This window comes from Enterobacter sp. PL_is514 (assembly GCF_055816715.1).
Window position 1 is genome coordinate 311703 of record NZ_JBVPGN010000028.1, and the last position, 23898, is coordinate 335600.

The window sequence follows — 23898 nt, forward strand, 5'->3', positions numbered from 1 at the left end:
CACTTGGGGGTTAACTCCCCCCAAGTGGCACTAACAGCACATCAACCTGGCTCGATGCGACAATGGATTTCGCCGCACAGGCTGCGCGCGATAAAAAGCTGTGGTTATGATTCCCGCAAATCACTAAATCAATATGTTGTTTACGACACATGTCGAGAATATGGGCGTTAAGTTCACCGGTCGCAATAATTGTCTCATAAACCGGATATTGTGCCTTTTCCACCAGTTCGCGCAGAAATTGCTGCGTTTCTTCCTGAAGGACCCCACGAATATCCTCCAGCATGGGGGCGGCCAGCTGATTGTACATCTCTGGCTCTGCGGCGAGCGTGATGAGGCTGATGCGGGCATTGTGGGGTCTGGCAATGGAAACGGCCCGGGCGACGAGTTGATGGCTTTCTGGAGAAACTGCAACGGAAACAAGAAGATGGGAGTAACTCATGGCGCACTCCTTAGGTGTCTGTCAGACAGCGTTTGATCACCTTTACCGCGAATTCCCAGGTTCTGCAAGAGCTGATTACGACATTAGTGTGAAGCTTATCATAATTATTCATTAATTATTCTTATAAGAAGAATAACTGAAAAATGCGCCTAAATGAAAAAAATTAACAACTTAACGTAAATCACACAAATTCACGCTTTAACTGTTAAATCGTTTTGGCGCGTTACAAACTCATTTCGAATGATCACGTCCTGAAACATCTTTTTTGTGCTACCTGCATAACTATATGTTTTTTCACGGTAAGAAAAATGTTTCCCGGAGAGGGGTTTGTTGTAAATGTTTCAGCGTAGCGCTTACGGGGGTAGAAGCACGTTGCATGCCAGTTCGGATCGCCCGTCTGCATGAGTATTCGTCAATTAAGAATACAAAACAGTACTGATTGGTTAAAAAACAAACAAATTACAAGTCATACTGATGGATTTATGGGTCATATTCACTTAAATTGTGTGACGTGGATCACATTTTTTTTAAATTTGAGGGTGGCTGGATTGTATGTGACAAAACTGACGAGTAGAGTTTGCGTCGAATTAGGAAAAATCTTAGTTATTTGTAAGAAATGATAAAACATGTAAGAGACGCATTCGCGGTTTCTCTCTTACGCGTTTCAGTGAATACAAACCTAAATTCAACTATGCATTTAGCCTTTTCTTTTTTATACCGGGTGATTTCCCGGCGACATCACGGGGTGCGGTCTTTCCGCATAAAAATAATAGTTGGTTATTCGGGATGGGAACAATGCATACATCCGAGTTGCTAAAACATATCTATGACATTAATTTGTCGTATTTACTGCTCGCGCAGCGTTTGATTAGTCAGGACAAGGCGTCCGCGATGTTTCGTCTGGGTATTAACGAAGAGATGGCAACCATGCTGGGCGGTTTAACCCTCCCGCAGATGGTTAAACTGGCTGAAACGAATCAACTGGTTTGCCAGTTCCGTTTCGATGATTCGCAGACAATAACGCGTCTGACGCAGGATTCCCGTGTGGACGATCTTCAACAGATCCATACCGGTATTCTTCTCTCCACTCGCTTGCTTAACGAAATCAGCCAGCCTGATGACGCAGCCCGTAAGAAAAGGGCCTAGCAATGAGCGAGAAAAGCATTGTTCAGGAAGCGCGTGACATACAGTTGGCCATGGAGCTGATTACACTGGGTGCTCGTTTACAAATGCTGGAAAGCGAGACTCAGTTGAGCCGTGGCCGTCTCATCAAGCTGTACAAAGAGTTACGTGGTAGTCCCCCGCCGAAAGGCATGCTGCCGTTTTCTACCGACTGGTTTATGACGTGGGAGCAGAATATTCACGCTTCCATGTTCTGTAATGCCTGGCAGTATCTTCTCAAAACTGGTTTGTGTAGCGGCGTTGACGCCGTGATCAAAGCGTACAAACTTTACCTTGAACAATGCCCACAGCAGGAAGAAGGCCCTCTGCTGGCGCTGACCCGCGCATGGACGCTGGTGCGTTTTGTTGAGAGCGGAATGCTTGAGCTGTCGCGCTGCAACTGCTGCAACGGCAATTTTATTACCCACGCTCATCAGCCTGCAGGCAGCTTCGCCTGTAGTTTATGTCAGCCTCCATCCCGCGCAGTAAAAAGACGTAAACTTTCCCGGGATGCTGCCGATATTATTCCACAACTGCTGGATGAACAGATCGAACAAGCTGTTTAACCCGAACGTGTGGGAAAGATTCCAGCAGCGGTAAGCAATTACCGCTGCTTTTTTTTACCCCGCAAACGGTAAACGCTGCGAGCTGGACGTCCTTGCCATAGTCACTAGCGGAAGGATGATGTCGTGCTTATCTTATTAGGTTACCTAGTAGTTCTCGGTACAGTTTTCGGCGGTTACATGATGACCGGCGGGCACCTTGGAGCACTCTATCAACCGGCTGAACTTATTATCATCGGCGGTGCAGGGGTAGGGGCTTTTATCGTTGGTAACAACGGTAAATCGATCAAGGGCACGCTGAAAGCGATTCCGTTGCTGTTCCGTCGCTCGAAATACACCAAAAGCATGTATATGGATCTGCTGGCACTGCTCTATCGCCTGATGGCGAAGTCGCGTCAGCAGGGGATGTTCTCGCTTGAACGGGATATTGAAAACCCGAAAGAGAGCGAAATTTTTGCCAGCTATCCGCGCATTCTTGCTGACGCCATGATGCTGGACTTCATCGTCGACTATCTGCGACTCATCATCAGCGGCAACATGAATACCTTCGAAATCGAAGCGCTGATGGACGAAGAGATCGAAACTCACGAAAGCGAATCTGAAGTGCCGGCCAACAGCCTGGCACTGGTCGGCGACTCGCTTCCGGCATTCGGTATCGTTGCTGCGGTAATGGGGGTGGTTCACGCTCTGGCCTCGGCAGACCGTCCGGCAGCCGAGCTCGGTGCGCTGATTGCCCATGCGATGGTGGGGACTTTCCTCGGTATTTTGCTGGCGTACGGCTTCATCTCTCCGCTGGCAAGCGTTCTGCGCCAGAAGAGCGCGGAAACCACCAAAATGATGCAGTGCGTGAAGATCACGCTGCTCTCTAACCTCAACGGTTACGCGCCACCGATCGCGGTTGAGTTTGGCCGTAAAACGCTTTACTCCAGCGAGCGTCCGTCGTTTATCGAGCTTGAAGAACACGTGCGTGCGGTGAAAAACCCAAACCAACAGACGACAACTGAGGACGCATGAAAAACCAGTCCCATCCGATCGTCATCGTAAAAAAACGCAAGCACAAGGGCGGCGGGCATGGCGCACACGGCTCGTGGAAAATTGCATACGCCGACTTTATGACAGCAATGATGGCGTTCTTTCTGGTGATGTGGCTGATCTCCATCTCCAGCCCAAAAGAACTGATCCAGATTGCCGAATATTTCCGCACACCGCTGGCAACGGCGGTGGCCGGTGGGCCGCGTATTTCTAACAGCGAAAGCCCGATCCCGGGCGGCGGCGATGATTACACCCAGCAGAAGGGTGAGGTGAAAAAAGAGCCGAACATCGACGAGCTAAAAAGAAAGATGGAGCAGGCGCGTCTGAAGAAACTGCGTGGCGATCTCGATCAGCTGATTGAGGCGGATCCGAAGCTGCGCGCGCTGCGCCCACATCTGAAGATCGACCTGGTGCAGGAAGGGCTGCGTATTCAGATTATCGACAGCCAGAACCGCCCAATGTTTAAAACCGGGAGTGCGGAAGTCGAACCGTACATGCGCGACATTCTGCGCGGTATTGCACCGGTGCTGAACGGCATTCCTAACCGAATCAGCCTGTCAGGACACACGGATGATTTCCCGTACGCCAATGGGGAGAAGGGATACAGCAACTGGGAGCTTTCTGCCGATCGTGCCAACGCCTCGCGTCGCGAGCTGGTGGCAGGTGGGCTTGATGATGGCAAGGTACTGCGCGTAGTCGGCATGGCCGCAACCATGCGCGTTTCCGACCGCGGGCCGGATGATGCCATCAACCGTCGTATCAGTCTTTTAGTGCTGAACCAGCAGGCGGAGCAGGCCATCCTGCATGAAAACGCCGAAAGTCAGAATGAGTCACTGGACGATTTAAAACAGCCTGGGGCCGTTCCTTCGGCTGCCGTTCCAACATCGCCACCAGCCAATCCGAGGTGATAGCGTGAGCATGGATATTAGCGATTTTTACCAGACATTCTTTGATGAAGCCGACGAATTGTTGGCCGATATGGAACAACACTTGCTCGACCTGGTGCCCGAAGCACCGGACTCCGAGCAGCTCAATGCCATCTTCCGTGCGGCGCATTCTATTAAAGGCGGAGCCGGAACGTTTGGATTTACCATCCTGCAGGAAACGACCCATTTAATGGAAAACCTGCTTGATGAAGCACGACGCGGTGAGATGCAGCTCAATACCGACATTATCAACCTGTTTTTGGAAACCAAAGATATTATGCAGGAACAGCTCGACGCCTATAAAAGTTCGGCAGAGCCTGATGCCGCCAGCTTTGAATACATCTGCAATGCGCTGCGCCAGCTCGCGCTGGAAGCAAAAGGTGAGGTTGCCGCAGCGGTTGTTCCGGCCGCGAAACTGAGCGTTGTCGATGCGGTTGCTGCCGACGAGGCCGCGCCAGCCGCTGCGCAGGCGGGCAAACTGCGCGTTGTGCTGTCGCGCCTGAAAGAGAACGAAGTTAACCTGCTGGAAGAAGAGCTGGGTAACCTGGCGAAATTAAGCAACGTGGTAAAAGGCAAAGACAGCCTGGCCGCGACGCTTGATGACGGGATTGGCCAGGACGATATCGTGGCGGTGCTGTGCTTTGTGATTGAAGCTGACCAGATCGCTTTCGAAACCGAAACGGCTGCGGTTGACGCCCCTGCGGCTGCGGAAGAGGTGGCTGTTGTCGCTCAGGCCGCGGCACCGGCTGTGACGCCTGCGGCCCCGGCGCTGAAGGCAGTACCAAAAGAGGCCGCTGCGCCTGGCCGTGGTGAAAAACCTGCCGCGCGCTCCAGCGAGTCAACCAGTATCCGCGTTGCCGTTGAGAAGGTTGACCAGTTGATTAACCTGGTGGGCGAACTGGTGATCACCCAGTCGATGCTGGCGCAACGTTCAAACGAACTCGACCCGGTCACCCATGGCGATCTGATCACCAGCATGGGCCAGCTGCAGCGTAACGCCCGTGACTTGCAGGAATCGGTCATGTCCATCCGTATGATGCCGATGGAATATGTCTTCAGCCGCTTCCCGCGTCTGGTGCGTGACCTTGCCAGCAAGCTGAATAAACAGATTGAACTGACCCTGATGGGCAGCTCAACCGAACTGGATAAGAGCCTGATCGAGCGCATCATCGATCCGTTAACGCACCTGGTGCGTAACAGTCTCGACCACGGTATCGAACTGCCGGAAAACCGCATTGCCGCCGGAAAATCCCCGGTCGGCAACTTGATCCTCTCTGCGGAACATCAGGGCGGGAACATCTGCATCGAAGTGACCGATGACGGCGCCGGTCTGAATCGCGAGCGCATCCTGGCAAAAGCAATTTCGCAGGGGATGGCGGTCAATGAAAACATGACCGACGAAGAAGTGGGCATGCTGATCTTCGCACCGGGCTTCTCTACCGCAGAGCAGGTGACCGACGTCTCCGGGCGCGGCGTAGGCATGGACGTGGTGAAACGTAACATCCAGGAAATGGGCGGCCACGTTGAGATCCAGTCTAAACAGGGTTCCGGCACTACCATTCGCATTCTTCTGCCGCTGACGCTGGCGATCCTCGACGGCATGTCAGTCAAAGTGGCGGACGAAGTCTTTATCCTGCCGCTGAACGCCGTGATGGAATCCCTGCAGCCGCGCGAAGAAGATCTGCATCCGCTGGCGGGTGGCGAGCGCGTTCTTGAAGTGCGTGGTGAGTACCTGCCGCTGGTGGAACTGTGGAAAGTGTTCGAGGTAGACGGGGCGAAGACAGAGGCCACGCAGGGTATCGTTGTGATCCTGCAAAGCGCGGGCCGCCGCTACGCGCTGCTGGTTGATCAGCTGATTGGCCAGCACCAGGTGGTGGTGAAGAACCTCGAAAGTAACTACCGCAAAGTGCCGGGTATTTCTGCCGCCACCATTCTGGGTGATGGTAGCGTGGCGCTGATCGTCGATGTGTCGGCGCTTCAGGGATTAAATCGTGAACAACGTGTGGCGTACACAGCCGCCTGATTAAGTAGAAGGTAATAACATGACCGGTATGAGTAATGTAACGAAACTGGCGGGCGAGCCATCAGGGCAGGAATTCCTGGTCTTCACTTTAGGCGATGAGGAGTACGGCATCGATATCCTGAAAGTGCAGGAAATCCGTGGTTACGACCAGGTTACCCGCATCGCTAACACGCCTGCTTTTATTAAAGGTGTCACCAACCTGCGTGGCGTTATTGTGCCAATCGTGGACCTGCGCGTGAAGTTCAGCCAGGGCGACGTTGACTACGACGACAACACCGTGGTGATCGTTCTGAACCTGGGGCAGCGCGTGGTCGGTATCGTGGTCGATGGCGTATCTGATGTGCTCTCCCTGACCTCAGACCAAATTCGCCCAGCGCCGGAGTTTGCGGTCACGCTGTCGACCGAATACCTGACTGGTCTGGGCGCGCTCGGCGAGCGTATGCTGATTCTGGTGAACATCGAGAAGCTGCTGAACAGCGATGAGATGGCGCTGCTGGATATCGCGGCGAGTCACGTAGCGTAGGTAAATGCAAAACGGCAACCCAGGTTGCCGTTTTTTGTGTTTGCTCCCTCTCCCTGTGGGAGAGGGTTGGGGTGAGGGCATCAGGCCTCACCCTTTTTTCATGCCATTACGCTTCCTGCTTTACCAGCTCAGCTTCCGCTTCAGCTTCACGCGCACCTTCATTCTGCGACAGCATCGCGGTCGCAATACCATTCCCCAGAACGTTAATTGCGGAACGGCCCATATCCAGGAAGTGGTCGATCCCCATCAGCAGCAGAATACCCGCCACCGGAATGTTAAAGCTTGGGATCGTCGCGGCCAGCACCACCAGGGATGAACGCGGTACGCCCGCAATCCCTTTGGAGGCCAGCATCAGCGTCAGCATCAGAACCGTCACTTCCGAGAAGCTCAGGTGAATGTTGTACGCCTGAGCGATAAACATCGAAGCGAAAGAGCAGTACACCATCGAACCCACCAGGTTGAAGGAGTAGCCAATCGGCAGAACGAAAGAGGCGATGTTGCGCGAGCAGCCAAAACGCTCCAGCTGCTCCAGCGTTTTAGGGTAGGCGGCTTCAGAGCTGCTGGTGGTAAACGCCACCAGGACCGGATCTTTCAGCATGCTGACCAGGCGGAACACCTCTTTTTTCAGCACCATGTAACCCACGGCCAGCAGCACCATGCAGGTGAGAAGAATGGCAACATAGTAGCCACCAATAAAGGAGGCGTAGTTCAGCAGAATGCCCAGACCCTGCGTGGCAATCACGGAGGAGATCGCCGCAAAAATGGCCAGCGGAGCAACGTACATCACGTAACCCGTGACCTTCAGCATGATATGGGAAACCACATCCAGCGCGGCCACCAGCGGCGCGTTGAATTTCTGCCCCAGCGACGCGCCGCCGATGCCGAAGAACATCGAGAACACCACAATCTGCAGGATCTCATTGTTCGACATCGCCCCTGCGATACTGGTTGGAATGGTGTGCGACAGGAACGCTTTCAGCGTCATGCCGCCAACGGCCAGACCGGTATCCACCGCTTCGGTTGGGATCGTCAGGTTCAGACCGCTTCCCGGATGCTCCAGCGTGACGATAAACAGGCCAACCAGAATAGAGAGTACGGATGAGCTGATAAACCACACCATCGCTTTACCGCCAACGCGGCCAATAGTGGAGGTTTCGCCCAGCTTCATAATGCCGACGGTGAGCGTGCTGAAGACCAATGGTGCAATGACCATTTTGATCAGACGGAGGAAAATATCGGTCAGAAGGGTAATGTTATCCGACCAGGCTGTGATGGCATCCGCAGATGCATATTCATGAATTGCTGCCCCTGAAAGAATACCCGCCAGCATGAATATCACGATGAAGAGTGTGAGTTTGTTTGCACTTGCCACGAAAAAAGACCCTCTATGCGCTTCAGATGTAGCCCGCATCGATACATATAAATTTTTTATTACGATGCAGGAAATTATTCGGCACATAAATTGACGTAAAGTGTAGGGGGATACAACACCTTTTTAAGTTTTATTAATTTTGTTGTTATTGCCCTGACGATATATTGTGATCTGCATCACACTTTAATGGATATATTCTCTCCGGAAAAAATAAAATCGCGGATTAAATAAATTTAACTCTCTGTTATTAATAAGGAAATTAAGTCAATAAGACATATGGCTTATGCGTTGAGGGGCGGGTGGTCGAAGCGATATCCGTAAACTAAATTCTCAATAATCCCCTCAAAGGAACCTTAAGCGGGGCTAACATCTTGAACGACAAAAATAAAATGTGGCAAGGGAACGGAGACGTCTTCTGGAGGGTGGTAAATGAAAAGAAAACTCCTTTTGATCTGCGCAGGAACCTTACTGACTGCGACTACGGCCCATCAGGCGCTGGCCGTCACCAGCAGTGGCACCATCGGCGCGACGCTGACGCTGACAAACGGCTGTCTGATAAACGGTTCGCCCGCGCAAAGCGGCATTAACTTCGGTACGCTCGATTTCGGTACCCATCCGGCAACCTTTTCCACTCTTACGACGCAGCTGAGCGGCGCCAGCGGCGGAAACACCTTCACCATTCAATGTACGACCGCCAGCTATACGGTGGCGATCACCGGTAATACCCATTCTACGGCACCCGGAACCGTTGTCGGTTCGCCGGGGACGCCTGAACGCTATCTGGTTAATACGGCCAACGCGGCCCAGGGCGTGGCTTACAGCCTGTACAGCGACAGCGGGTTTAACACAGTGATTGCCAACAACGCCGCGTTGCCGATCGCCTCAACGGCCGGAGGGGTAGACAGCTACACCCTCTACGGACGTATTACCGGCGGTGGTAACAGCGTGACGGTCGTCCCGGGAACCTACACCGACACGATTAACGTCAGCGTAACCTATTAGTCCCGAATAGCCATGAAGGCAACTCTCACAGGTCTGCGCAAATGCGCAGAGGGACACGTGCAGCCTTTTTTCGCGCTGCTCGTCGGATTGCTCATGATGCCCGCGGCGAATGCGGTGACATCACAGTCGTTTAAGGTCAGCGCGACGATTGTACCGGGATGCGCGGTAGCCACCGGTAGCGGAGGGCTTCTCGGTACGCTGGATTTTGGCACCCATAACGGCGTCGAGAGCGCGCCGGTCAGCACCAGCTTTGTGCCAAACGGGGCGTTGTCTATCGCCTGTACGCCGGGCGTGGCGCTGAGCATGAGCATTAACGGCGGGCAGAATTACGCCTCCGTCCGCCGGATGAAGCGGTCAGGCGGAACAGAACTGGTGCCGTACCGGCTTTACAGCAGCAGCTCGCTGGCCGCGAACAGCGAAATTGGCGTCAACCAGGCGATAGCGGTGACCTATACCAACAGCAATAACATCGCGCTGCCGCTTTTTGGCGTGGCGCTACTGACCGGTTTTAGCCCGGCGGGAACCTATTCCGATCAGCTCACCGTGACCTTGTCATGGTAATAAAGGGAGAGTGTTGATGAAGCCATTTTTCAGACCCGTTTGTCTGGCGGGCGCGTTGGGCATGGCTGCGGCAATCGGCCAGGTACAGGCGGCGGCCACTATCCTGCTCTGGCCGATCGATCCGTGGCTTGCTGCGGACGCCAATGCCACGGAACTGTGGATCCAGAACCAGGGAAACAGCGCCACGACGATGCAGGTCCGCATCGTGCGCTGGAAGCAGGAGGACGGACACGAGCGTTATACCGCGCAGCAGGACGTGGTCGCCAGCCCGCCGATCGTCACGATTGGCACGGGCAGCAAGCAGCTTATTCGCCTTATCAAACAGACTTCAGTCCCCGCAGGCGTCGAACAGGCCTACCGCATTATTGTCGATGAAATCCCCCAGCCTGATGCCAAAGCCGAACCCTCCATTGGCCTCAAATTGCAGATGCGATACTCCATTCCTCTGTTTGTGTATGGACAGGGGATACCGACGATAAAAGAGGGCGCGCACCACGCGCTGGTGGAGACCCGAAACCTGAGCTGGCGGGTGACGCAGGCGGGTGGACAGCCTGCGCTGGAGGTCCGAAATCGCGGGGATGTCCATGTCAGGCTAAGCCAGGTGGCGCTGGAGCAGGGAGGGCAGAAACGCACGGTTGCGGAGGGATTACTGGGGTACGTCCTTCCGGGCAGCACCCGCAGCTGGCCGGTACCCGCTGGCGTTCGTCAGCCAGAGCGGATGAGCGCGCAGATTAATGCCAGGGACGCACAATGGCAGTCGACGCCCGTCAACTGAAGCCGGCGATGATGATACTGCTCTGCGTCAGTTCCGCAACCTGGGCTGAGCCCGGTGACGACAGTTTACCGCCGCCGCCCCAGGCACAGGCGATACATGATGAAGCGGTTTTCCAGCTTGCCCTCGTGGTCAACCACTACGACACCGGTCTGGTCGTGCCCGTGACGCAGCGTAAAGGCGCTTTCTTTATCTCCAGCGCCGATTTGCTGCGCGCGGGGCTGCCCCCGGCGCATGTTCCCACCGGAGAGGTGAATCTCTCCTCGCTTGCCCTGGTTCGGGTGGAGTACGACAGCGCCGCGCAGCGCCTGCTGCTGACCGTTCCCCGCGACTGGGTGACGGCCCGGGTGACGCCGTTCAGCGCGCAAGCGACGCAGGCCAAACCGCACTACGGGCGCGGGGCGCTGCTGAATTACGATCTCTACACCAACCACACGGAACATATCGGCGGTCAGGCGTCGCTCTGGCATGAGTTCCGCTACTTCGACGAGAACGGCTCCTTTTCCTCCACCGGCTACGCGCGCGAAAATTTCAGCGGTAACGACGGCCAGCAGGAAGGGTATGTCCGCTATGACACGACCCTGCTGTTCACTAACGAAGATGACGCGATGAGCTGGAGCGTCGGGGACGTGATCAGCGATGCCCTGAGCTGGAGCTCCAGCGTGCGGATGGGGGGGATCAGCGTCGGGCGAGATTTCTCCCTGCGCCCCGATCTGGTGACGTGGCCGCTGCCCGAGTTCGCGGGGGAGGCCGCGGTACCCACCTCGGTCGATCTCTTTATCAATGGCTATCGTTCCGGCTCAACCCAGCTTCAGCCGGGCCCCTTCACCCTGACCAATCTGCCCTATATCAACGGCGCCGGGGATGCGGTGCTGGTCACGACGGATGCGCTGGGGCGCCAGGTGAGCACCACGCTACCGTTTTACGTCACCAGCGACCTGCTTAAACAAGGGCTCAGCGACGGTGCCGTGACCCTGGGCAGCCTGCGGCGTAATTACGGTATCAGGAATTTTGACTACGGTTCCGCGGCGGGCAGCGGCTCGTATCGCTACGGTCTAACAGACTGGCTAACGCTGGAAGGCCACGCGGAAGGGGCGCAGGAGCTGGCGCTGGGTGGGGCGGGGACCGTGATGAAACTCGGCCAGTTTGGCGTGGTGAATACCTCTTACTCGCAAAGCCGCATGCGCGGTGATGCGGGCGGGCAAATCAACTGGGGTTACCAGTACAGCACCAGCGCGTTTAGCGTCGCCACCCAGCACACGCGTCGCGGTCGCGGTTTTGGCAATCTGGCCCTCTATGACCAGCCGACGGTGTATGATGAAAACGATAAACCCATCGCCAGCTTCAGCCGTAATACGGACCAGTATTCTCTGACCTTCAATCTGGGACAGTACGGCAACATCGGTGCGGCCTGGATCGGCGTGGAGAGTTTCGACAGCCAAAAAACCGAACTGCTCAATCTCTCCTGGAGCCGCAATCTGTGGGGGGCGAGCAGTATTTACCTGGCCGGCAGCCGGGATCAGCAGCGGGGAGACTGGACGGTCGCGCTGTCGCTGCAGGTGCCCCTGGGTGCACGCGACAGCGCTGCCGTCACCGTTGAAAATACCCCGGATGCAGGCAGTACCCAGCGCATCAACTATAACCATTCCATGCCTTCTGACGGTGGGTTTAGCTGGAACATGGCCTGGGCCAACCAGTCAAGATCCAGTGATTATCAACAGGGGACGCTGGGCTGGCGCAATAACAATATAGAGCTGCAGGGCGGCGGTTATGGCGAAAGGGATACCATGACCTGGTGGGGCGAGGCGATGGGCGCAATTGTCCTGATGGACGGCGAACTGTTTGCAGCGAATAAAATCAACGATGCGTTTGTGGTCATCAGTACCGACGGTCATCCGGATGTGCCCGTCAGCTACGAGAACCAGCCCGTCGGTAAAACCAATAACAACGGCTACCTGCTGGTGAGCGGGGTGTCGGCGTATTACCCCGCAAGCTACCGGATTGATACCCTGAATCTGCCGGCGGATACCCGTCTGAAAGAGACCGAGCGACGGATCGCGATCCGCCGTCACAGCGGCTATCTGGTTGATTTCCCGATGGAGCAGGAGCGGGTGGCAAGCGTTATTCTGCATGATGCGCACGGGCAGGCGCTGCCGGTGGGAAGCCAGGTCCGACGGGTCTCGCGCAGCAATGCGGTGGTGGGGTATGACGGCATCGCCTGGCTGGAAAATCTCAGTGATGTGAACCCGCTGGAGGTGATAGCGCCTGACGGAAAACGCTGCAGGGCGACCCTGACCGTGGGGGCCAATCCGGAACACAAGCTGAAAACCTACGGGCCGCTGATTTGTCGGGAGGCGCCATGACGCGCCTGCTGCTGTTGATTCTGCTGCTGTTCTCCAGCGGCGGCTGGGCGGCGTGTACCGTCAGTACGGTCAATGCCTCATTTGGCAGCGTCACCTCCTTCGCGCTCAGCGGAACAGGCGAGGTGGAAACCACCGGCACGCTGGTGGTGTCCTGTGATGCCATACTGAATCTGCTGACCAACGACTCGGTGACGCTGACCTACACCGCGGCATCGGTTTCGGGCAGCAGCCGGGCCACCATGAAACGGACAGATGATGCGACCATCACGGACGTGATCCCCACCCGGCTGTGCGGACTCTCGGGCTGCGCGAGCAGCAGCGAGGTACAGATAAGTAAATCGTATACCTGGAGTGGAAATACCTTGCTGGGGCTGCTGGGGTCAAAGCAGTACAACATTCCGCTCTATTTTCGCACCGTCGCCGGACAAAACGTCACTGCCGGGCCATATCAGGTGCAGTTAACCTTCAGCGTTAACTACAGCGTGTGCTCCGTGGGCGCGCTCGGCATTTGCACAATCAATCAGGCGGGCACCGCGACGACCACCATTCTACTGAACATGACTGTTACCAACGATTGCAGCGCCATGACCACGCCGGACGTGAACTTCAACAGCGCACCGCTGGTACAAAGTTTCCCTACCGTTTCGCAGGCGATTGCCGTCACCTGTACCAAAGGCAGTACGTATACCATCGGCATTAACAACGGGGCTAACGCGCTGAACAACGTGCGGCGCATGGTGAGCGGCAGCAACGCCATGAGCTATGACATCTATAAAGAAGCCACCAGTAACCGCTGGGGCGGCAGCGGCAGCGAGCGCTGGTCCAGCGCGGTATCGTCACAGGTCAGCACCGACGGCTTGCTGCGCACCTACAATTACACCGCGAAAGTCCTTACCAATCAGACCACGCCACCCGCCGGAACCTACACCGATACGCTGATTGTTGACGTGGCGTTTTAGCCCCGCGCTTTTCCCTTTCTCAAATGTAAAGTTCCTGTGGGTAGTGCCGATAACACCGTTAATAAATCTATGAGAAGGTGTTGTATGTTGAACCGTATCCGCGTTGTCACAATGCTTATGATGGTGCTGGTCATTTTCGCACTTCTTCAGCTTATCTCCGGCGGGCTTTTTTTCTCGTCATTAAAACAGAACCAGGACAGCTTCGCGGCCTCGAACGATCTCCGTCTGCAGCAAAGTGAACTCACGTCAACGTGGGATCTGATGCTGCAAACGCGTATCAACCTGAGCCGCTCGTCCGCGCGCATGATGATGGATCCCAACAATCAGCAGAGCAGCGCGAAAACCGATCTGTTGAAAAATGCCCGTGCCACCCTTGCTGACGCCGCTAAACACTACGACGCCTTCAAAAAGATCACCCCGCAGCCTGCGATGGAGCAGGTGAGCCAGAATATCGATGAAAAATACAGCGCCTACCATGCCGGTCTGACGGAACTGATTCAGTTCCTGGAGAGCGGCAATATGGACGCCTATTTCGCACAGCCTACGCAGGGGATGCAAAACGCCCTCGGCGCGGCGCTGGGGGAGTACGCGAAGGTCAGTGGCGATCTCTATCACACAGCCTTTACCGCAAGCCAGAATGACTATCGTTTTGCGAAATGGCAGATGGCCGTGATGGCGCTGGCGCTGGTCATTGTGCTGGTCGCAGTATGGTACGGCATTCGCCATATCCTGCTGAACCCTCTTGGCCGCGTCATTGCCCACATTCGTGAAATTGCCGGCGGCGATCTGACCAAAACGCTGACCGTTTCCGGGCGTAATGAGATCACCGAGCTGGCAAATAGCGTTGACCACATGCAGCGTTCGTTAATCGACACCGTCGCCAACGTGCGCAACGGGTCGGAAGCTATTTATACCGGCACCAGCGAAATTGCGATGGGGAATAACGATCTCTCATCTCGTACCGAGCAGCAGGCTTCCGCCCTGGAAGAGACGGCCGCCAGCATGGAGCAGCTTACCGCGACCGTGAAGCAGAACGCCGATAACGCCCGTCAGGCGTCTCAGCTGGCAGAAAGCGCCTCCGAGACGGCGCAGCGAGGCGGTCGCGTGGTAGATGGCGTGGTGAAAACCATGCACGAAATCGCCGACAGCTCGAAGAAGATCGCCGACATCATCAGCGTCATTGACGGTATTGCCTTCCAGACCAACATTCTGGCGCTGAACGCCGCCGTGGAAGCGGCGCGTGCGGGCGAACAGGGACGCGGGTTTGCCGTGGTGGCCGGGGAAGTGCGCAATTTGGCCAGCCGCAGCGCCAACGCGGCGAAAGAGATCAAGTCGCTGATTGAAGATTCCGTCTCCCGCGTGGATACCGGCTCCGTGCTGGTGGAAAGTGCCGGGGAGACCATGAATGACATCGTGAATGCCGTCACCCGCGTGACGGACATCATGGGTGAAATCGCCTCTGCGTCTGATGAGCAGAGTCGTGGTATCGACCAGGTTGCCCTGGCGGTATCGGAAATGGATCGCGTGACACAACAAAACGCCGCGCTGGTGCAGGAGTCCGCTGCGGCGGCCGCTGCGCTGGAAGACCAGGCGAGCCGTCTGAAGATGGCCGTCTCGGCGTTTCGTCTCGCTTCACTCGCTGGAAACACGGTCACCCCGCAGGCGACGTATCGCGCGCCAGTCGCTGAATCGGCTGCAAGCCGTACGCGCACCGCGACGACCGGACAAGATGAAAACTGGGAAACATTTTGACTGACAATTAAACCGCGGCTGCTTGCCGCTTGATGGGAGCGTGGATGTTAAATCGTATTCGTATCTCGACCACACTGTTTTTGATTCTGATCCTTTGCGGTGTGTTGCAGGTTGGCAGTAACGGGTTGTCTTTCTGGGCGTTTCGCGATGGCTATCAGAATTTGCAGGAAGTTGAGACGAGTAATCAGCAGCGCTCCGCACTGGCACAAACGCGTGCCGTGCTGTTGCAGGCAAGCACTGCGCTGAACAAGGCGGGAACCTTAACCGCGCTGAGTTATCCGCCGGATGACATTAAAGCGCTGATGGCGACCGCGCGCGACAGCCTGAAACAGGCTGACGCACAGTTTAAAGCTTTTACGGCGCAGGCCGCCGACAGCGAGAAAGAGAAAGCGCTGAAGGCCGCCATGAAGACGAACTTTGAACAGTGGTACAGCGATCTGGACCATCAGGCGACGTGGCTTGAGAACAACCAGCTGTCGGACTTTATGACCGCGCCGGTTCAGGCCTCGCAGGCGGCGTTTGACGGCAGCTTTAACGCGTGGCAGCAGGATATTAACCAGTCTGTTCAGCGTGCCGGTGAACAGAGCCGTCAAAGCTATCACATGTCGGGCGTCATCTTTGCCGTGGTGGTGATTCTGGCAGGGCTGCTGACCGGCGCCGCACTGCTCTGGTCGCGCAGAATGATTGTCCAGCCGCTGGCGATTATCAGCAGCCACTTCGACAGTATTGCGAAAGGCGATCTGGCGCGTCCGGTAGCGGTGTTCGGCAGGAACGAAATTTCGGCGATCTTTGCCAGCCTGAAGGCGATGCAGGGATCGCTGCGGGAAACGGTGAGCGACGTGCGGCAGGGCAGTTATGCCATGCACACCGGGATCTCAGAGATTGCGGCGGGCAATAACGATCTCTCGTCACGCACCGAGCAGCAGGCGGCTTCGCTGGCGCAGACGGCGGCCAGCATGGAGCAGCTGACCGCGACGGTAAGCCAGAACGCCGATAACGCGCGTCAGGCGTCTGACCTGTCAAAACAGGCGGCGATGACGGCGAAGAAAGGCGGAGACCAGGCGTCCCATGTCGCCAGCACCATGCAGGAGATTGCCACCAGTTCGCAGAAAATTGGTGACATCATCAGCGTGATTGACGGTATCGCGTTCCAGACCAACATTCTGGCGCTGAATGCCGCCGTGGAAGCGGCGCGCGCCGGGGAGCAGGGGCGAGGATTTGCGGTGGTGGCAGGGGAAGTGCGTAACCTGGCGAGCCGCAGCGCCAACGCGGCGAAAGAGATTAAGGTGCTGATCGAAGAGTCGGTCTCGCGCGTTCAGCAGGGCTCAACGCTTGTGGATACGGCGGCGAAAACCATGCACGAGATCGTCACCTCCGTGACGCGGGTGAACGACATCATGGGCGAAATTGCCTCGGCGTCGGACGAACAGCGTCGCGGCATTGAGCAGGTTGCACAGGCCGTCAGCCAGATGGATCAGGTGACGCAACAGAACGCCTCGTTAGTTGAGGAAGCGGCAGCGGCAACCGATCAGCTGGCCAGTCAGGCCGATCGTCTGACCGGACTGGTCGCGGTGTTTAATGTGAAAGAGCACGTTGAAGCAGTAACAGAAGTCGGGCGGTCGCAGGCCGTGCCAGTTGTATCCTGAATGTAATTAAGAAGGCGCTATGACATCACCAATGCCCCCTGGGCAAACGTCATTATTGTTGCAGATGACACAGCGCCTCGCGCTGTCCGACGCGCATTTTCGTCGGATATGTCAGTTAATCTACCAGCGTGCGGGGATCGTGCTTGCGGATCATAAGCGCGACATGGTCTACAACCGCCTGGTGCGGCGCTTGCGCACGCTGGGGCTGGATGATTTTGGCCGCTATCTGAGCATGCTCGAGGCGAACCAGAACAGCGCGGAGTGGCAGGCTTTTATTAACTCGTTAACCACCAACCTGACGGCGTTTTTCCGTGAAGCCCACCATTTCCCGGTCCTGGCCGAGCACGCACGCCGTCGCACCGGGGAGTATCGCGTATGGAGTGCGGCCGCCTCGACGGGTGAAGAACCGTATTCGCTGGCGATCACCCTGGCTGATACCCTGGGCATGACGCCCGGACGCTGGAAAGTCTACGCCAGCGATATCGATACCGAGGTGCTGGAGAAGGCGCGTAACGGCGTTTATCGCCAGGATGAGCTGAAAACGCTGTCACCACAGCAGCTGCAGCGTTATTTCATGCGCGGAACGGGCCCGCATGAAGGCCTGGTACGCGTACGCCAGGAACTGGCGAACTGCGTTGAATTCGCGCCCGTAAACCTGCTGGATAAGCAGTACAACGTGCCGGGGCCGTTCGACGCTATCTTTTGCCGTAACGTCATGATCTATTTTGATAAAACGACGCAACAGGACATTCTGCGTCGGTTTGTTCCGTTGCTCAAGCCTGACGGTTTACTGTTTGCAGGGCACTCGGAAAACTTCAGCAACCTCGCGCGTGAGTTTAGCCTGCGTGGGCAAACGGTATATGCGCTGAGTAAGGAAAAAGCATGAGTAAAATCAGGGTGTTGTCTGTCGATGATTCAGCGCTGATGCGTCAGATCATGACTGAAATTATCAATAGCCACAGCGACATGGAGATGGTGGCAACCGCGCCCGATCCGCTGGTAGCGCGGGATTTAATTAAAAAATATAACCCCGACGTGCTAACGCTGGATGTCGAGATGCCGCGCATGGATGGCATAGATTTCCTCGAAAAATTAATGCGGCTTCGGCCCATGCCGGTGGTGATGGTCTCCTCCCTGACCGGAAAAGGCTCGGAAATCACCCTGCGCGCGCTGGAGCTGGGGGCGGTGGATTTTGTCACCAAACCGCAGCTCGGCATTCGCGAAGGGATGCTGGCCTACAGCGAAATGATCGCCGAGAAGATCCGCACCGCGTCTCGTGCGAAGCTTGCCGCCCACACGCCGATGGCCGCGCCTGCGACCCTGAAGGCCGGTCCCTTACTCAGCTCGGAAAAACTGCTGGTGATTGGCGCGTCAACCGGAGGAACAGAGGCAATTCGTCATGTACTCCAGCCATTGCCGCTTTCAAGTCCGGGTATTCTGATCACTCAGCATATGCCGCCAGGCTTTACCCGTTCGTTCGCCGAACGCCTGAACAAGCTGTGCCAGATCAGCGTGAAAGAGGCGGAAGACGGCGAGCGCGTGCTCCCGGGACATGCCTACATCGCCCCGGGCGACAAGCATATGGAGCTGGCGCGCAGCGGCGCTAACTATCAAATCAAAATTCATGACGGACCGCCGGTCAACCGGCACCGTCCGTCGGTGGATGTGCTGTTTCATTCGGTGGCGAAACATGCGGGGCGCAACGCCGTTGGGGTGATCCTGACGGGGATGGGCAACGATGGTGCCGCCGGAATGCTTGCAATGCACCAGGCTGGCGCCTGGACGATTGCGCAGAATGAAGCAAGTTGTGTGGTGTTCGGCATGCCGCGCGAGGCCATCAATATGGGTGGCGTGAGCGAAGTGGTCGATCTTAGCCAGGTAAGCCAGCAGATGCTGGCGAAAATCAGTGCCGGACAGGCAATACGTATTTGACTCAGGAGTATTATTTTATGGCGGATAAAGAGCTTAAGTTTTTGGTTGTGGATGACTTTTCCACCATGCGTCGCATCGTGCGCAACCTGCTGAAAGAGCTGGGCTTCAACAACGTTGAAGAAGCAGAAGACGGCGTTGATGCGCTGAACAAGCTGCAGGCTGGCGGGTTTGGTTTTGTTATCTCCGACTGGAACATGCCTAACATGGACGGTCTGGAACTGCTGAAAACCATTCGTGCCGATGCGGGAATGGCGTCTATGCCGGTTCTGATGGTCACTGCAGAAGCGAAAAAAGAGAACATCATTGCCGCTGCACAGGCGGGCGCAAGCGGCTATGTGGTGAAGCCATTCACCGCGGCAACCCTGGAAGAGAAGCTCGGTAAGATCTTCGAGAAACTCGGCATGTGAGGTGATGGAAATGTTGCAACCTGCTATGAAACCCGTTGAAGAACACTCGCCGAGCGATATCATCGTCCGCATCGGCAGCCTGACGCGCATGCTGCGTGACAGCCTGCGCGAGCTGGGTCTGGATCAGGCGATTGCCGAAGCCGCGGAAGCCATTCCTGATGCCCGCGATCGTCTGGACTATGTTGTGCAGATGACCGCTCAGGCCGCGGAACGTGCGCTGAACAGCGTTGAAGCGTCACAGCCGCACCAGGATGCGATGGAAAAGGGGGCGAAAGCGCTGAGCAAACGCTGGGACGAGTGGTTTGAGAACCCTATCGAGCTGGCGGATGCCCGTGAGCTGGTGACGGATACCCGTCAGTACCTGGGTGATGTGCCGGGTCACACCAGCTTCACCAACGCCCAGCTGCTGGACATCATGATGGCGCAGGATTTCCAGGACCTGACCGGTCAGGTGATCAAGCGCATGATGGATGTTATCCAGGAGATTGAACGTCAGCTGCTGATGGTTCTGCTGGAGAACATTCCGGAGCCGGCAGCCCGTCCAAAACGCGAGAATGAAAGCCTGCTCAATGGTCCTCAGCTCGACGCCAGCAAAGCGGGCGTTGTGGCAAGCCAGGATCAGGTCGACGACCTGCTGGACAGCCTCGGCTTCTGATGGTCCGTTCCGCCTCAGGAGGTTAACGCCACCTGAGGCGGTTTGCGACAAAATCACCGAAAAGAGCCCGAATAAACGGGCTTTTCCCGCCATTGGATTTCCGCTGCGCTGGCATGATACCCGTGACGTAATGGGCTGAGCATGCACTGTGGCTGAAGAGAACGACGACAAAACGGAAGCCCCCACACCCCACCGACTAGAAAAGGCGCGTGAGGAAGGGCAGATCCCCCGATCCCGAGAATTGACCTCCCTGCTGATCCTTATCGTAGGGGTGTGCATTATCTGGTGGGGCGGGGAGTCGCTCGCCCGCAAACTGGCGGGAATGTTGTCCACCGGCTTACGCTTTGACCACAGCATGGTCAACGATCCGAATCTGATCCTCAGCCAGATAATTCAGCTTATTAAAGGGGCCATGGTTGCGCTGCTGCCCCTGATTACCGGGGTTGTGCTGGTCGCGCTGGTCTCTCCGGTGATGCTCGGCGGTCTGGTTTTTAGTGCCAAATCGCTGCAGCCGAAATTTTCCAAACTGAACCCGCTGCCGGGCATTGCGAAAATGTTCTCTGCCCAGACCGGGGCTGAGCTGCTCAAAGCCGTTCTCAAATCGGTGCTGATGGGCAGTTCCGCAGGGTTTTACCTCTGGTACCACTGGCCGGAAATGATGCGTCTTATCAGCGAATCACCGCTCACCGCGATGAGCAACGCGCTGAATCTGGTCGGGCTCTGCGCGCTGCTAGTGGTGCTCAGCATTATCCCGATGGTGGGTTTTGACGTGATCTTCCAGCTTTATACCCACTTCAAAAAACTGCGCATGTCACGGCAGGATATTCGTGACGAATATAAGCAGATGGAAGGTGACCCGCACGTGAAAGGGCGCATCCGCCAGATGCAGCGTGCCGCCGCCCGTCGCCGCATGATGGAAGATGTGCCGAAGGCCGACGTCATTGTTACTAACCCGACGCACTATTCCGTTGCGCTGCGCTATGACGAAAACAAAATGAGCGCGCCGAAAGTGGTGGCGAAAGGGGCGGGGCTGATTGCTCTGCGTATCCGGGAAATTGGCACCGAACACCGCGTGCCGATCCTGGAAGCTCCTCCGCTGGCGCGTGCCCTGTACCGCCATGCGGATATTGGACAACAGATCCCGGGACAGCTCTACGCCGCCGTGGCGGAAGTGCTGGCCTGGGTATGGCAGTTGAAGCGCTGGCGTCTGGCCGGCGGTCAACGGCCTGTGAAACCTGAGAACCTTCCGGTGCCTGCCGCGCTGGATTTTATGAACGAGAAGGACACTGATGGCTAATCTGGTGGCAATGTTGCGCCTGCCCGGCAACCTGAAATCGACCCAATGGCAGATCCTGGCCGGGCCGATTCTGATCCTGCTAATTCTGTCGATGATGGTACTGCCGCTCCCGGCGTTCATCCTCGACCTGCTTTTCACTTTCAATATTGCGCTGTCCATTATGGTGCTGCTGGTGGCGATGTTCACCCAGCGTACCCTGGAATTCGCCGCGTTCCCGACCATTCTGCTGTTTACCACCCTGCTGCGACTGGCGCTGAACGTAGCGTCCACGCGTATCATCCTGATGGAAGGTCACACCGGGGCGGCAGCGGCGGGTAAAGTGGTGGAAGCGTTCGGCCACTTCCTGGTGGGCGGCAATTTCGCTATCGGTATCGTGGTGTTCGTTATCCTCGTTATCATCAACTTTATGGTCATCACCAAAGGTGCAGGGCGTATTGCGGAAGTGGGCGCGCGCTTTGTGCTCGACGGGATGCCGGGCAAGCAGATGGCGATCGACGCCGACCTGAACGCCGGTCTTATCGCCGAAGATGAAGCCAAAAAACGCCGTTCGGAAGTGACGCAGGAAGCGGACTTTTACGGCTCCATGGACGGTGCGAGTAAGTTTGTGCGCGGTGACGCCATCGCAGGCATTCTGATCATGGTGATTAACGTGGTCGGCGGCCTGCTGGTGGGGGTACTGCAGCACGGAATGGACATGGGCCACGCGGCGGAAAGCTATACGCTGCTGACCATTGGTGACGGTCTGGTTGCGCAGATCCCGGCGCTGGTTATCTCCACGGCGGCGGGTGTTATCGTGACCCGCGTGAGCACCGATCAGGACGTTGGCGAGCAGATGGTGGGCCAGCTGTTCAGCAACCCGCGCGTCATGCTGCTTGCCGCGGCGGTTCTCGGGTTGCTCGGTCTGGTGCCGGGGATGCCAAACCTCGTCTTCCTGCTGTTTACGGCAGGTCTGCTGGGGCTAGCCTGGTGGATGCGTGGCCGTGAAACCAAACCGGCTGCGGAACCTGTTCCGGTAAAAATGCCGGAGAATACCCAGGCCGTCGAAGCGACCTGGAACGACGTTCAGCTGGAAGATTCCCTGGGAATGGAAGTGGGCTATCGCCTGATCCCGATGGTCGATTTCCAGCAGGACGGCGAGCTGCTTGGCCGTATCCGCAGCATCCGTAAAAAATTCGCGCAGGATATGGGCTTCCTGCCGCCGGTTGTTCACATCCGCGACAATATGGACCTGCCGCCCGCGCGCTATCGCATCCTGATGAAAGGCGTTGAAATTGGCAGCGGTGATGCCTATCCGGGCCGCTGGCTGGCGATTAACCCCGGTACCGCCGCAGGCACGCTGCCGGGCGAGCAAACCATCGACCCGGCCTTTGGTCTGGCCGCGATCTGGATTGAAAGTGCCCTGAAAGAGCAGGCGCAGATCCAAGGGTATACGGTTGTTGAAGCCAGTACCGTGGTGGCGACCCACCTTAATCACCTGATTGGGCAATTCTCGGCAGAGCTGTTTGGCCGTCAGGAAGCGCAGCAGCTGCTGGACCGCGTCACGCAGGAGATGCCGAAGCTGACGGAAGATCTGGTCCCGGGCGTGGTGACGCTGACGACGCTGCACAAGGTGCTGCAAAACCTGCTCGAAGAAAAGGTACCGATCCGCGATATGCGCACCATTCTGGAAACGCTGGCAGAGCATGCGCCAATCCAGAGCGATCCGCACGAGCTGACGGCGGTGGTGCGCGTGGCGCTGGGGCGTGCGATCACCCAGCAGTGGTTCCCGGGAACTGGAGAAGTGCAGGTTATTGGCCTCGATACGCCGCTTGAACGCCTGCTGCTTCAGGCCCTGCAGGGCGGGGGCGGGCTGGAGCCGGGCCTGGCGGACCGTCTGCTGGCGCAAACCCAGGAGGCGCTGGCGCGTCAGGAGATGCTTGGCGCGCCGCCGGTGCTGCTGGTGAACCATGCGCTGCGTCCGCTGCTGTCGCGCTTCCTGCGTCGCAGCCTGAACCAGCTGGTTGTACTCTCGAATCTGGAGCTGTCGGACAACCGTCATATCCGCATGACCGCGACGATTGGAGGAAAATAATGCGTAAATGGCTTTGGATTTTACTCTTCCCGCTGGTGGCACAGGCTGGCGGGGAGGGGACCTGGCAGGCAAGCAGCATGGGGGTGAGCCTCAGCAACCGGGGCGTCGCCATGTCCTCTAACCCGCTTTCGCCTTCTGAAGGCGTTTCCGGTCAGATGGGCCTTGTGGTCTGGAACTACCGGCTGATTGGCCCTACGCCAGCCGGACTGCGGGTACGTCTCTGTTCTCAGACGCGCTGCACGGAAATCGACGGCGAAAATGGTACGACGCAGGCGTTCAACGGCGTACCGGCCATTGAGCCTTTGCGTTTCATCTGGGAAGTGCCGGGCGGGGGACGTTTGATCCCGGCGCTGAAGGTGCAGAGTAATTCTGTCATCGTGAACTACCGCTGACGGTTGCGTGAGCAGGACTGCAAAAAACAAAACCCGGCGCTTGCCGGGTT

General features: G+C 56.8%; 22 protein-coding genes. 20 read left to right on the plus strand and 2 right to left on the minus strand.

All coding sequences use genetic code 11. From position 1 onward, the window contains the following. Nucleotides 1-10: 10 nt before the first annotated feature. Nucleotides 11-439, minus strand: coding sequence for a universal stress protein UspC (uspC, locus tag AC0TNG_RS07730; RefSeq protein WP_248165057.1), 429 nt, complete (start codon nucleotides 437-439; stop codon nucleotides 11-13). 795 nt (nucleotides 440-1234) lie between these two features. On the opposite strand from uspC, the gene flhD reads away from it, so the two are divergent. The 6 genes from flhD to cheW all read left to right on the plus strand — a co-directional run bounded on the left by flhD (nucleotide 1235) and on the right by cheW (nucleotide 6667). Then, nucleotides 1235-1585 carry a flagellar transcriptional regulator FlhD gene (gene flhD, locus AC0TNG_RS07735; protein WP_023336137.1) on the plus strand — a complete coding sequence of 117 codons (351 nt, stop codon included), beginning with the start codon at nucleotides 1235-1237 and terminating at the stop codon, nucleotides 1583-1585. Between the two features lie 2 nt (nucleotides 1586-1587). Further along, entirely contained in the window at nucleotides 1588-2166 is a 579-nt protein-coding gene (gene flhC / locus AC0TNG_RS07740; protein ID WP_008500416.1) for a flagellar transcriptional regulator FlhC, read from the plus strand. Nucleotides 2167-2289: 123 nt separating this feature from the next. Continuing rightward, nucleotides 2290-3177: a flagellar motor stator protein MotA gene (gene motA / locus AC0TNG_RS07745; RefSeq protein WP_008500417.1), complete on the plus strand. Its 888-nt coding sequence runs from the start codon at nucleotides 2290-2292 to the stop codon at nucleotides 3175-3177. After that, the gene (gene motB / locus AC0TNG_RS07750) at nucleotides 3174-4103 is read left to right on the plus strand and encodes a flagellar motor protein MotB (protein ID WP_024909669.1); all 930 of its coding nucleotides are present in this window, start codon (nucleotides 3174-3176) and stop codon (nucleotides 4101-4103) included. Before motA ends, motB begins: the two co-directional genes overlap by 4 nt. A gap of 4 nt (nucleotides 4104-4107) precedes the next feature. Next, nucleotides 4108-6144: a chemotaxis protein CheA gene (cheA, locus tag AC0TNG_RS07755; protein ID WP_024909670.1), complete on the plus strand. Its 2037-nt coding sequence runs from the start codon at nucleotides 4108-4110 to the stop codon at nucleotides 6142-6144. Between the two features lie 19 nt (nucleotides 6145-6163). Beyond that, the gene (gene cheW, locus AC0TNG_RS07760) at nucleotides 6164-6667 is read left to right on the plus strand and encodes a chemotaxis protein CheW (RefSeq protein WP_023312262.1); all 504 of its coding nucleotides are present in this window, start codon (nucleotides 6164-6166) and stop codon (nucleotides 6665-6667) included. Nucleotides 6668-6773: 106 nt separating this feature from the next. On the opposite strand, the gene AC0TNG_RS07765 is transcribed toward cheW, so the two are convergent. Continuing rightward, nucleotides 6774-8039, minus strand: coding sequence for a dicarboxylate/amino acid:cation symporter (locus AC0TNG_RS07765; RefSeq protein ID WP_024909671.1), 1266 nt, complete (start codon nucleotides 8037-8039; stop codon nucleotides 6774-6776). 429 nt (nucleotides 8040-8468) lie between these two features. Here AC0TNG_RS07765 and AC0TNG_RS07770 point away from each other — a divergent pair, with 429 nt between their 5' ends. From AC0TNG_RS07770 to flhE, 14 genes are all read left to right on the plus strand, one after another. Then, nucleotides 8469-9041, plus strand: a complete 573-nt coding sequence (locus tag AC0TNG_RS07770; protein WP_032647817.1) for a Csu type fimbrial protein — start codon at nucleotides 8469-8471, stop codon at nucleotides 9039-9041. A 12-nt stretch (nucleotides 9042-9053) separates the two neighbouring features. After that, complete coding sequence (locus AC0TNG_RS07775) at nucleotides 9054-9602, plus strand: Csu type fimbrial protein (protein WP_024909673.1); 549 nt, start codon at nucleotides 9054-9056, stop codon at nucleotides 9600-9602. A 16-nt stretch (nucleotides 9603-9618) separates the two neighbouring features. Continuing rightward, nucleotides 9619-10377, plus strand: a complete 759-nt coding sequence (locus AC0TNG_RS07780) for a fimbrial biogenesis chaperone (RefSeq protein ID WP_024909674.1) — start codon at nucleotides 9619-9621, stop codon at nucleotides 10375-10377. Beyond that, nucleotides 10353-12737 carry a fimbria/pilus outer membrane usher protein gene (locus AC0TNG_RS07785; RefSeq protein WP_473713384.1) on the plus strand — a complete coding sequence of 795 codons (2385 nt, stop codon included), beginning with the start codon at nucleotides 10353-10355 and terminating at the stop codon, nucleotides 12735-12737. The genes AC0TNG_RS07780 and AC0TNG_RS07785 overlap by 25 nt, the downstream gene beginning before the upstream one ends. Continuing rightward, nucleotides 12734-13696 (plus strand): Csu type fimbrial protein, encoded by a 963-nt coding sequence (locus tag AC0TNG_RS07790; protein WP_473713385.1) that lies wholly within the window; start codon nucleotides 12734-12736, stop codon nucleotides 13694-13696. The genes AC0TNG_RS07785 and AC0TNG_RS07790 overlap by 4 nt, the downstream gene beginning before the upstream one ends. A gap of 84 nt (nucleotides 13697-13780) precedes the next feature. Continuing rightward, the gene (tar, locus tag AC0TNG_RS07795) at nucleotides 13781-15448 is read left to right on the plus strand and encodes a methyl-accepting chemotaxis protein II (RefSeq protein WP_061714863.1); all 1668 of its coding nucleotides are present in this window, start codon (nucleotides 13781-13783) and stop codon (nucleotides 15446-15448) included. Nucleotides 15449-15492: 44 nt separating this feature from the next. Then, nucleotides 15493-17094, plus strand: a complete 1602-nt coding sequence (tap, locus tag AC0TNG_RS07800) for a methyl-accepting chemotaxis protein IV (protein WP_024909678.1) — start codon at nucleotides 15493-15495, stop codon at nucleotides 17092-17094. 19 nt (nucleotides 17095-17113) lie between these two features. After that, entirely contained in the window at nucleotides 17114-17980 is an 867-nt protein-coding gene (gene cheR / locus AC0TNG_RS07805) for a protein-glutamate O-methyltransferase CheR (protein ID WP_023312253.1), read from the plus strand. Further along, nucleotides 17977-19026: a protein-glutamate methylesterase/protein-glutamine glutaminase gene (locus AC0TNG_RS07810; RefSeq protein ID WP_008500430.1), complete on the plus strand. Its 1050-nt coding sequence runs from the start codon at nucleotides 17977-17979 to the stop codon at nucleotides 19024-19026. The genes cheR and AC0TNG_RS07810 overlap by 4 nt, the downstream gene beginning before the upstream one ends. Nucleotides 19027-19043: 17 nt before the next feature. Next, nucleotides 19044-19433, plus strand: coding sequence for a chemotaxis response regulator CheY (gene cheY / locus AC0TNG_RS07815; RefSeq protein ID WP_008500431.1), 390 nt, complete (start codon nucleotides 19044-19046; stop codon nucleotides 19431-19433). A gap of 10 nt (nucleotides 19434-19443) precedes the next feature. Then, the gene (gene cheZ / locus AC0TNG_RS07820; protein ID WP_023312251.1) at nucleotides 19444-20088 is read left to right on the plus strand and encodes a protein phosphatase CheZ; all 645 of its coding nucleotides are present in this window, start codon (nucleotides 19444-19446) and stop codon (nucleotides 20086-20088) included. Nucleotides 20089-20236: 148 nt separating this feature from the next. Further along, nucleotides 20237-21385: a flagellar biosynthesis protein FlhB gene (flhB, locus tag AC0TNG_RS07825; protein WP_024909679.1), complete on the plus strand. Its 1149-nt coding sequence runs from the start codon at nucleotides 20237-20239 to the stop codon at nucleotides 21383-21385. Then, nucleotides 21378-23456: a flagellar biosynthesis protein FlhA gene (gene flhA, locus AC0TNG_RS07830; RefSeq protein ID WP_024909680.1), complete on the plus strand. Its 2079-nt coding sequence runs from the start codon at nucleotides 21378-21380 to the stop codon at nucleotides 23454-23456. Before flhB ends, flhA begins: the two co-directional genes overlap by 8 nt. After that, a complete protein-coding gene (gene flhE / locus AC0TNG_RS07835; protein WP_473713386.1) occupies nucleotides 23456-23848 on the plus strand; it encodes a flagellar protein FlhE in 393 nt (130 codons plus the stop codon). Before flhA ends, flhE begins: the two co-directional genes overlap by 1 nt. Nucleotides 23849-23898 lie beyond the last annotated feature (50 nt).

Bases quoted from the DNA above. Each gene is read 5' to 3' on its own strand.
- uspC (WP_248165057.1), bottom strand. From the start codon at position 439: ATGAGTTACTCCCATCTTCTTGTTTCCGTTGCAGTTTCTCCAGAAAGC.
- flhD (WP_023336137.1), top strand. From the start codon at position 1,235: ATGCATACATCCGAGTTGCTAAAACATATCTATGACATTAATTTGTCG.
- flhC (WP_008500416.1), top strand. From the start codon at position 1,588: ATGAGCGAGAAAAGCATTGTTCAGGAAGCGCGTGACATACAGTTGGCC.
- motB (WP_024909669.1), top strand. From the start codon at position 3,174: ATGAAAAACCAGTCCCATCCGATCGTCATCGTAAAAAAACGCAAGCAC.
- cheW (WP_023312262.1), top strand. From the start codon at position 6,164: ATGACCGGTATGAGTAATGTAACGAAACTGGCGGGCGAGCCATCAGGG.
- AC0TNG_RS07770 (WP_032647817.1), top strand. From the start codon at position 8,469: ATGAAAAGAAAACTCCTTTTGATCTGCGCAGGAACCTTACTGACTGCG.
- AC0TNG_RS07775 (WP_024909673.1), top strand. From the start codon at position 9,054: ATGAAGGCAACTCTCACAGGTCTGCGCAAATGCGCAGAGGGACACGTG.
- AC0TNG_RS07780 (WP_024909674.1), top strand. From the start codon at position 9,619: ATGAAGCCATTTTTCAGACCCGTTTGTCTGGCGGGCGCGTTGGGCATG.
- AC0TNG_RS07785 (WP_473713384.1), top strand. From the start codon at position 10,353: ATGGCAGTCGACGCCCGTCAACTGAAGCCGGCGATGATGATACTGCTC.
- AC0TNG_RS07790 (WP_473713385.1), top strand. From the start codon at position 12,734: ATGACGCGCCTGCTGCTGTTGATTCTGCTGCTGTTCTCCAGCGGCGGC.
- tar (WP_061714863.1), top strand. From the start codon at position 13,781: ATGTTGAACCGTATCCGCGTTGTCACAATGCTTATGATGGTGCTGGTC.
- tap (WP_024909678.1), top strand. From the start codon at position 15,493: ATGTTAAATCGTATTCGTATCTCGACCACACTGTTTTTGATTCTGATC.
- cheR (WP_023312253.1), top strand. From the start codon at position 17,114: ATGACATCACCAATGCCCCCTGGGCAAACGTCATTATTGTTGCAGATG.
- AC0TNG_RS07810 (WP_008500430.1), top strand. From the start codon at position 17,977: ATGAGTAAAATCAGGGTGTTGTCTGTCGATGATTCAGCGCTGATGCGT.
- cheY (WP_008500431.1), top strand. From the start codon at position 19,044: ATGGCGGATAAAGAGCTTAAGTTTTTGGTTGTGGATGACTTTTCCACC.
- cheZ (WP_023312251.1), top strand. From the start codon at position 19,444: ATGTTGCAACCTGCTATGAAACCCGTTGAAGAACACTCGCCGAGCGAT.
- flhA (WP_024909680.1), top strand. From the start codon at position 21,378: ATGGCTAATCTGGTGGCAATGTTGCGCCTGCCCGGCAACCTGAAATCG.
- flhE (WP_473713386.1), top strand. From the start codon at position 23,456: ATGCGTAAATGGCTTTGGATTTTACTCTTCCCGCTGGTGGCACAGGCT.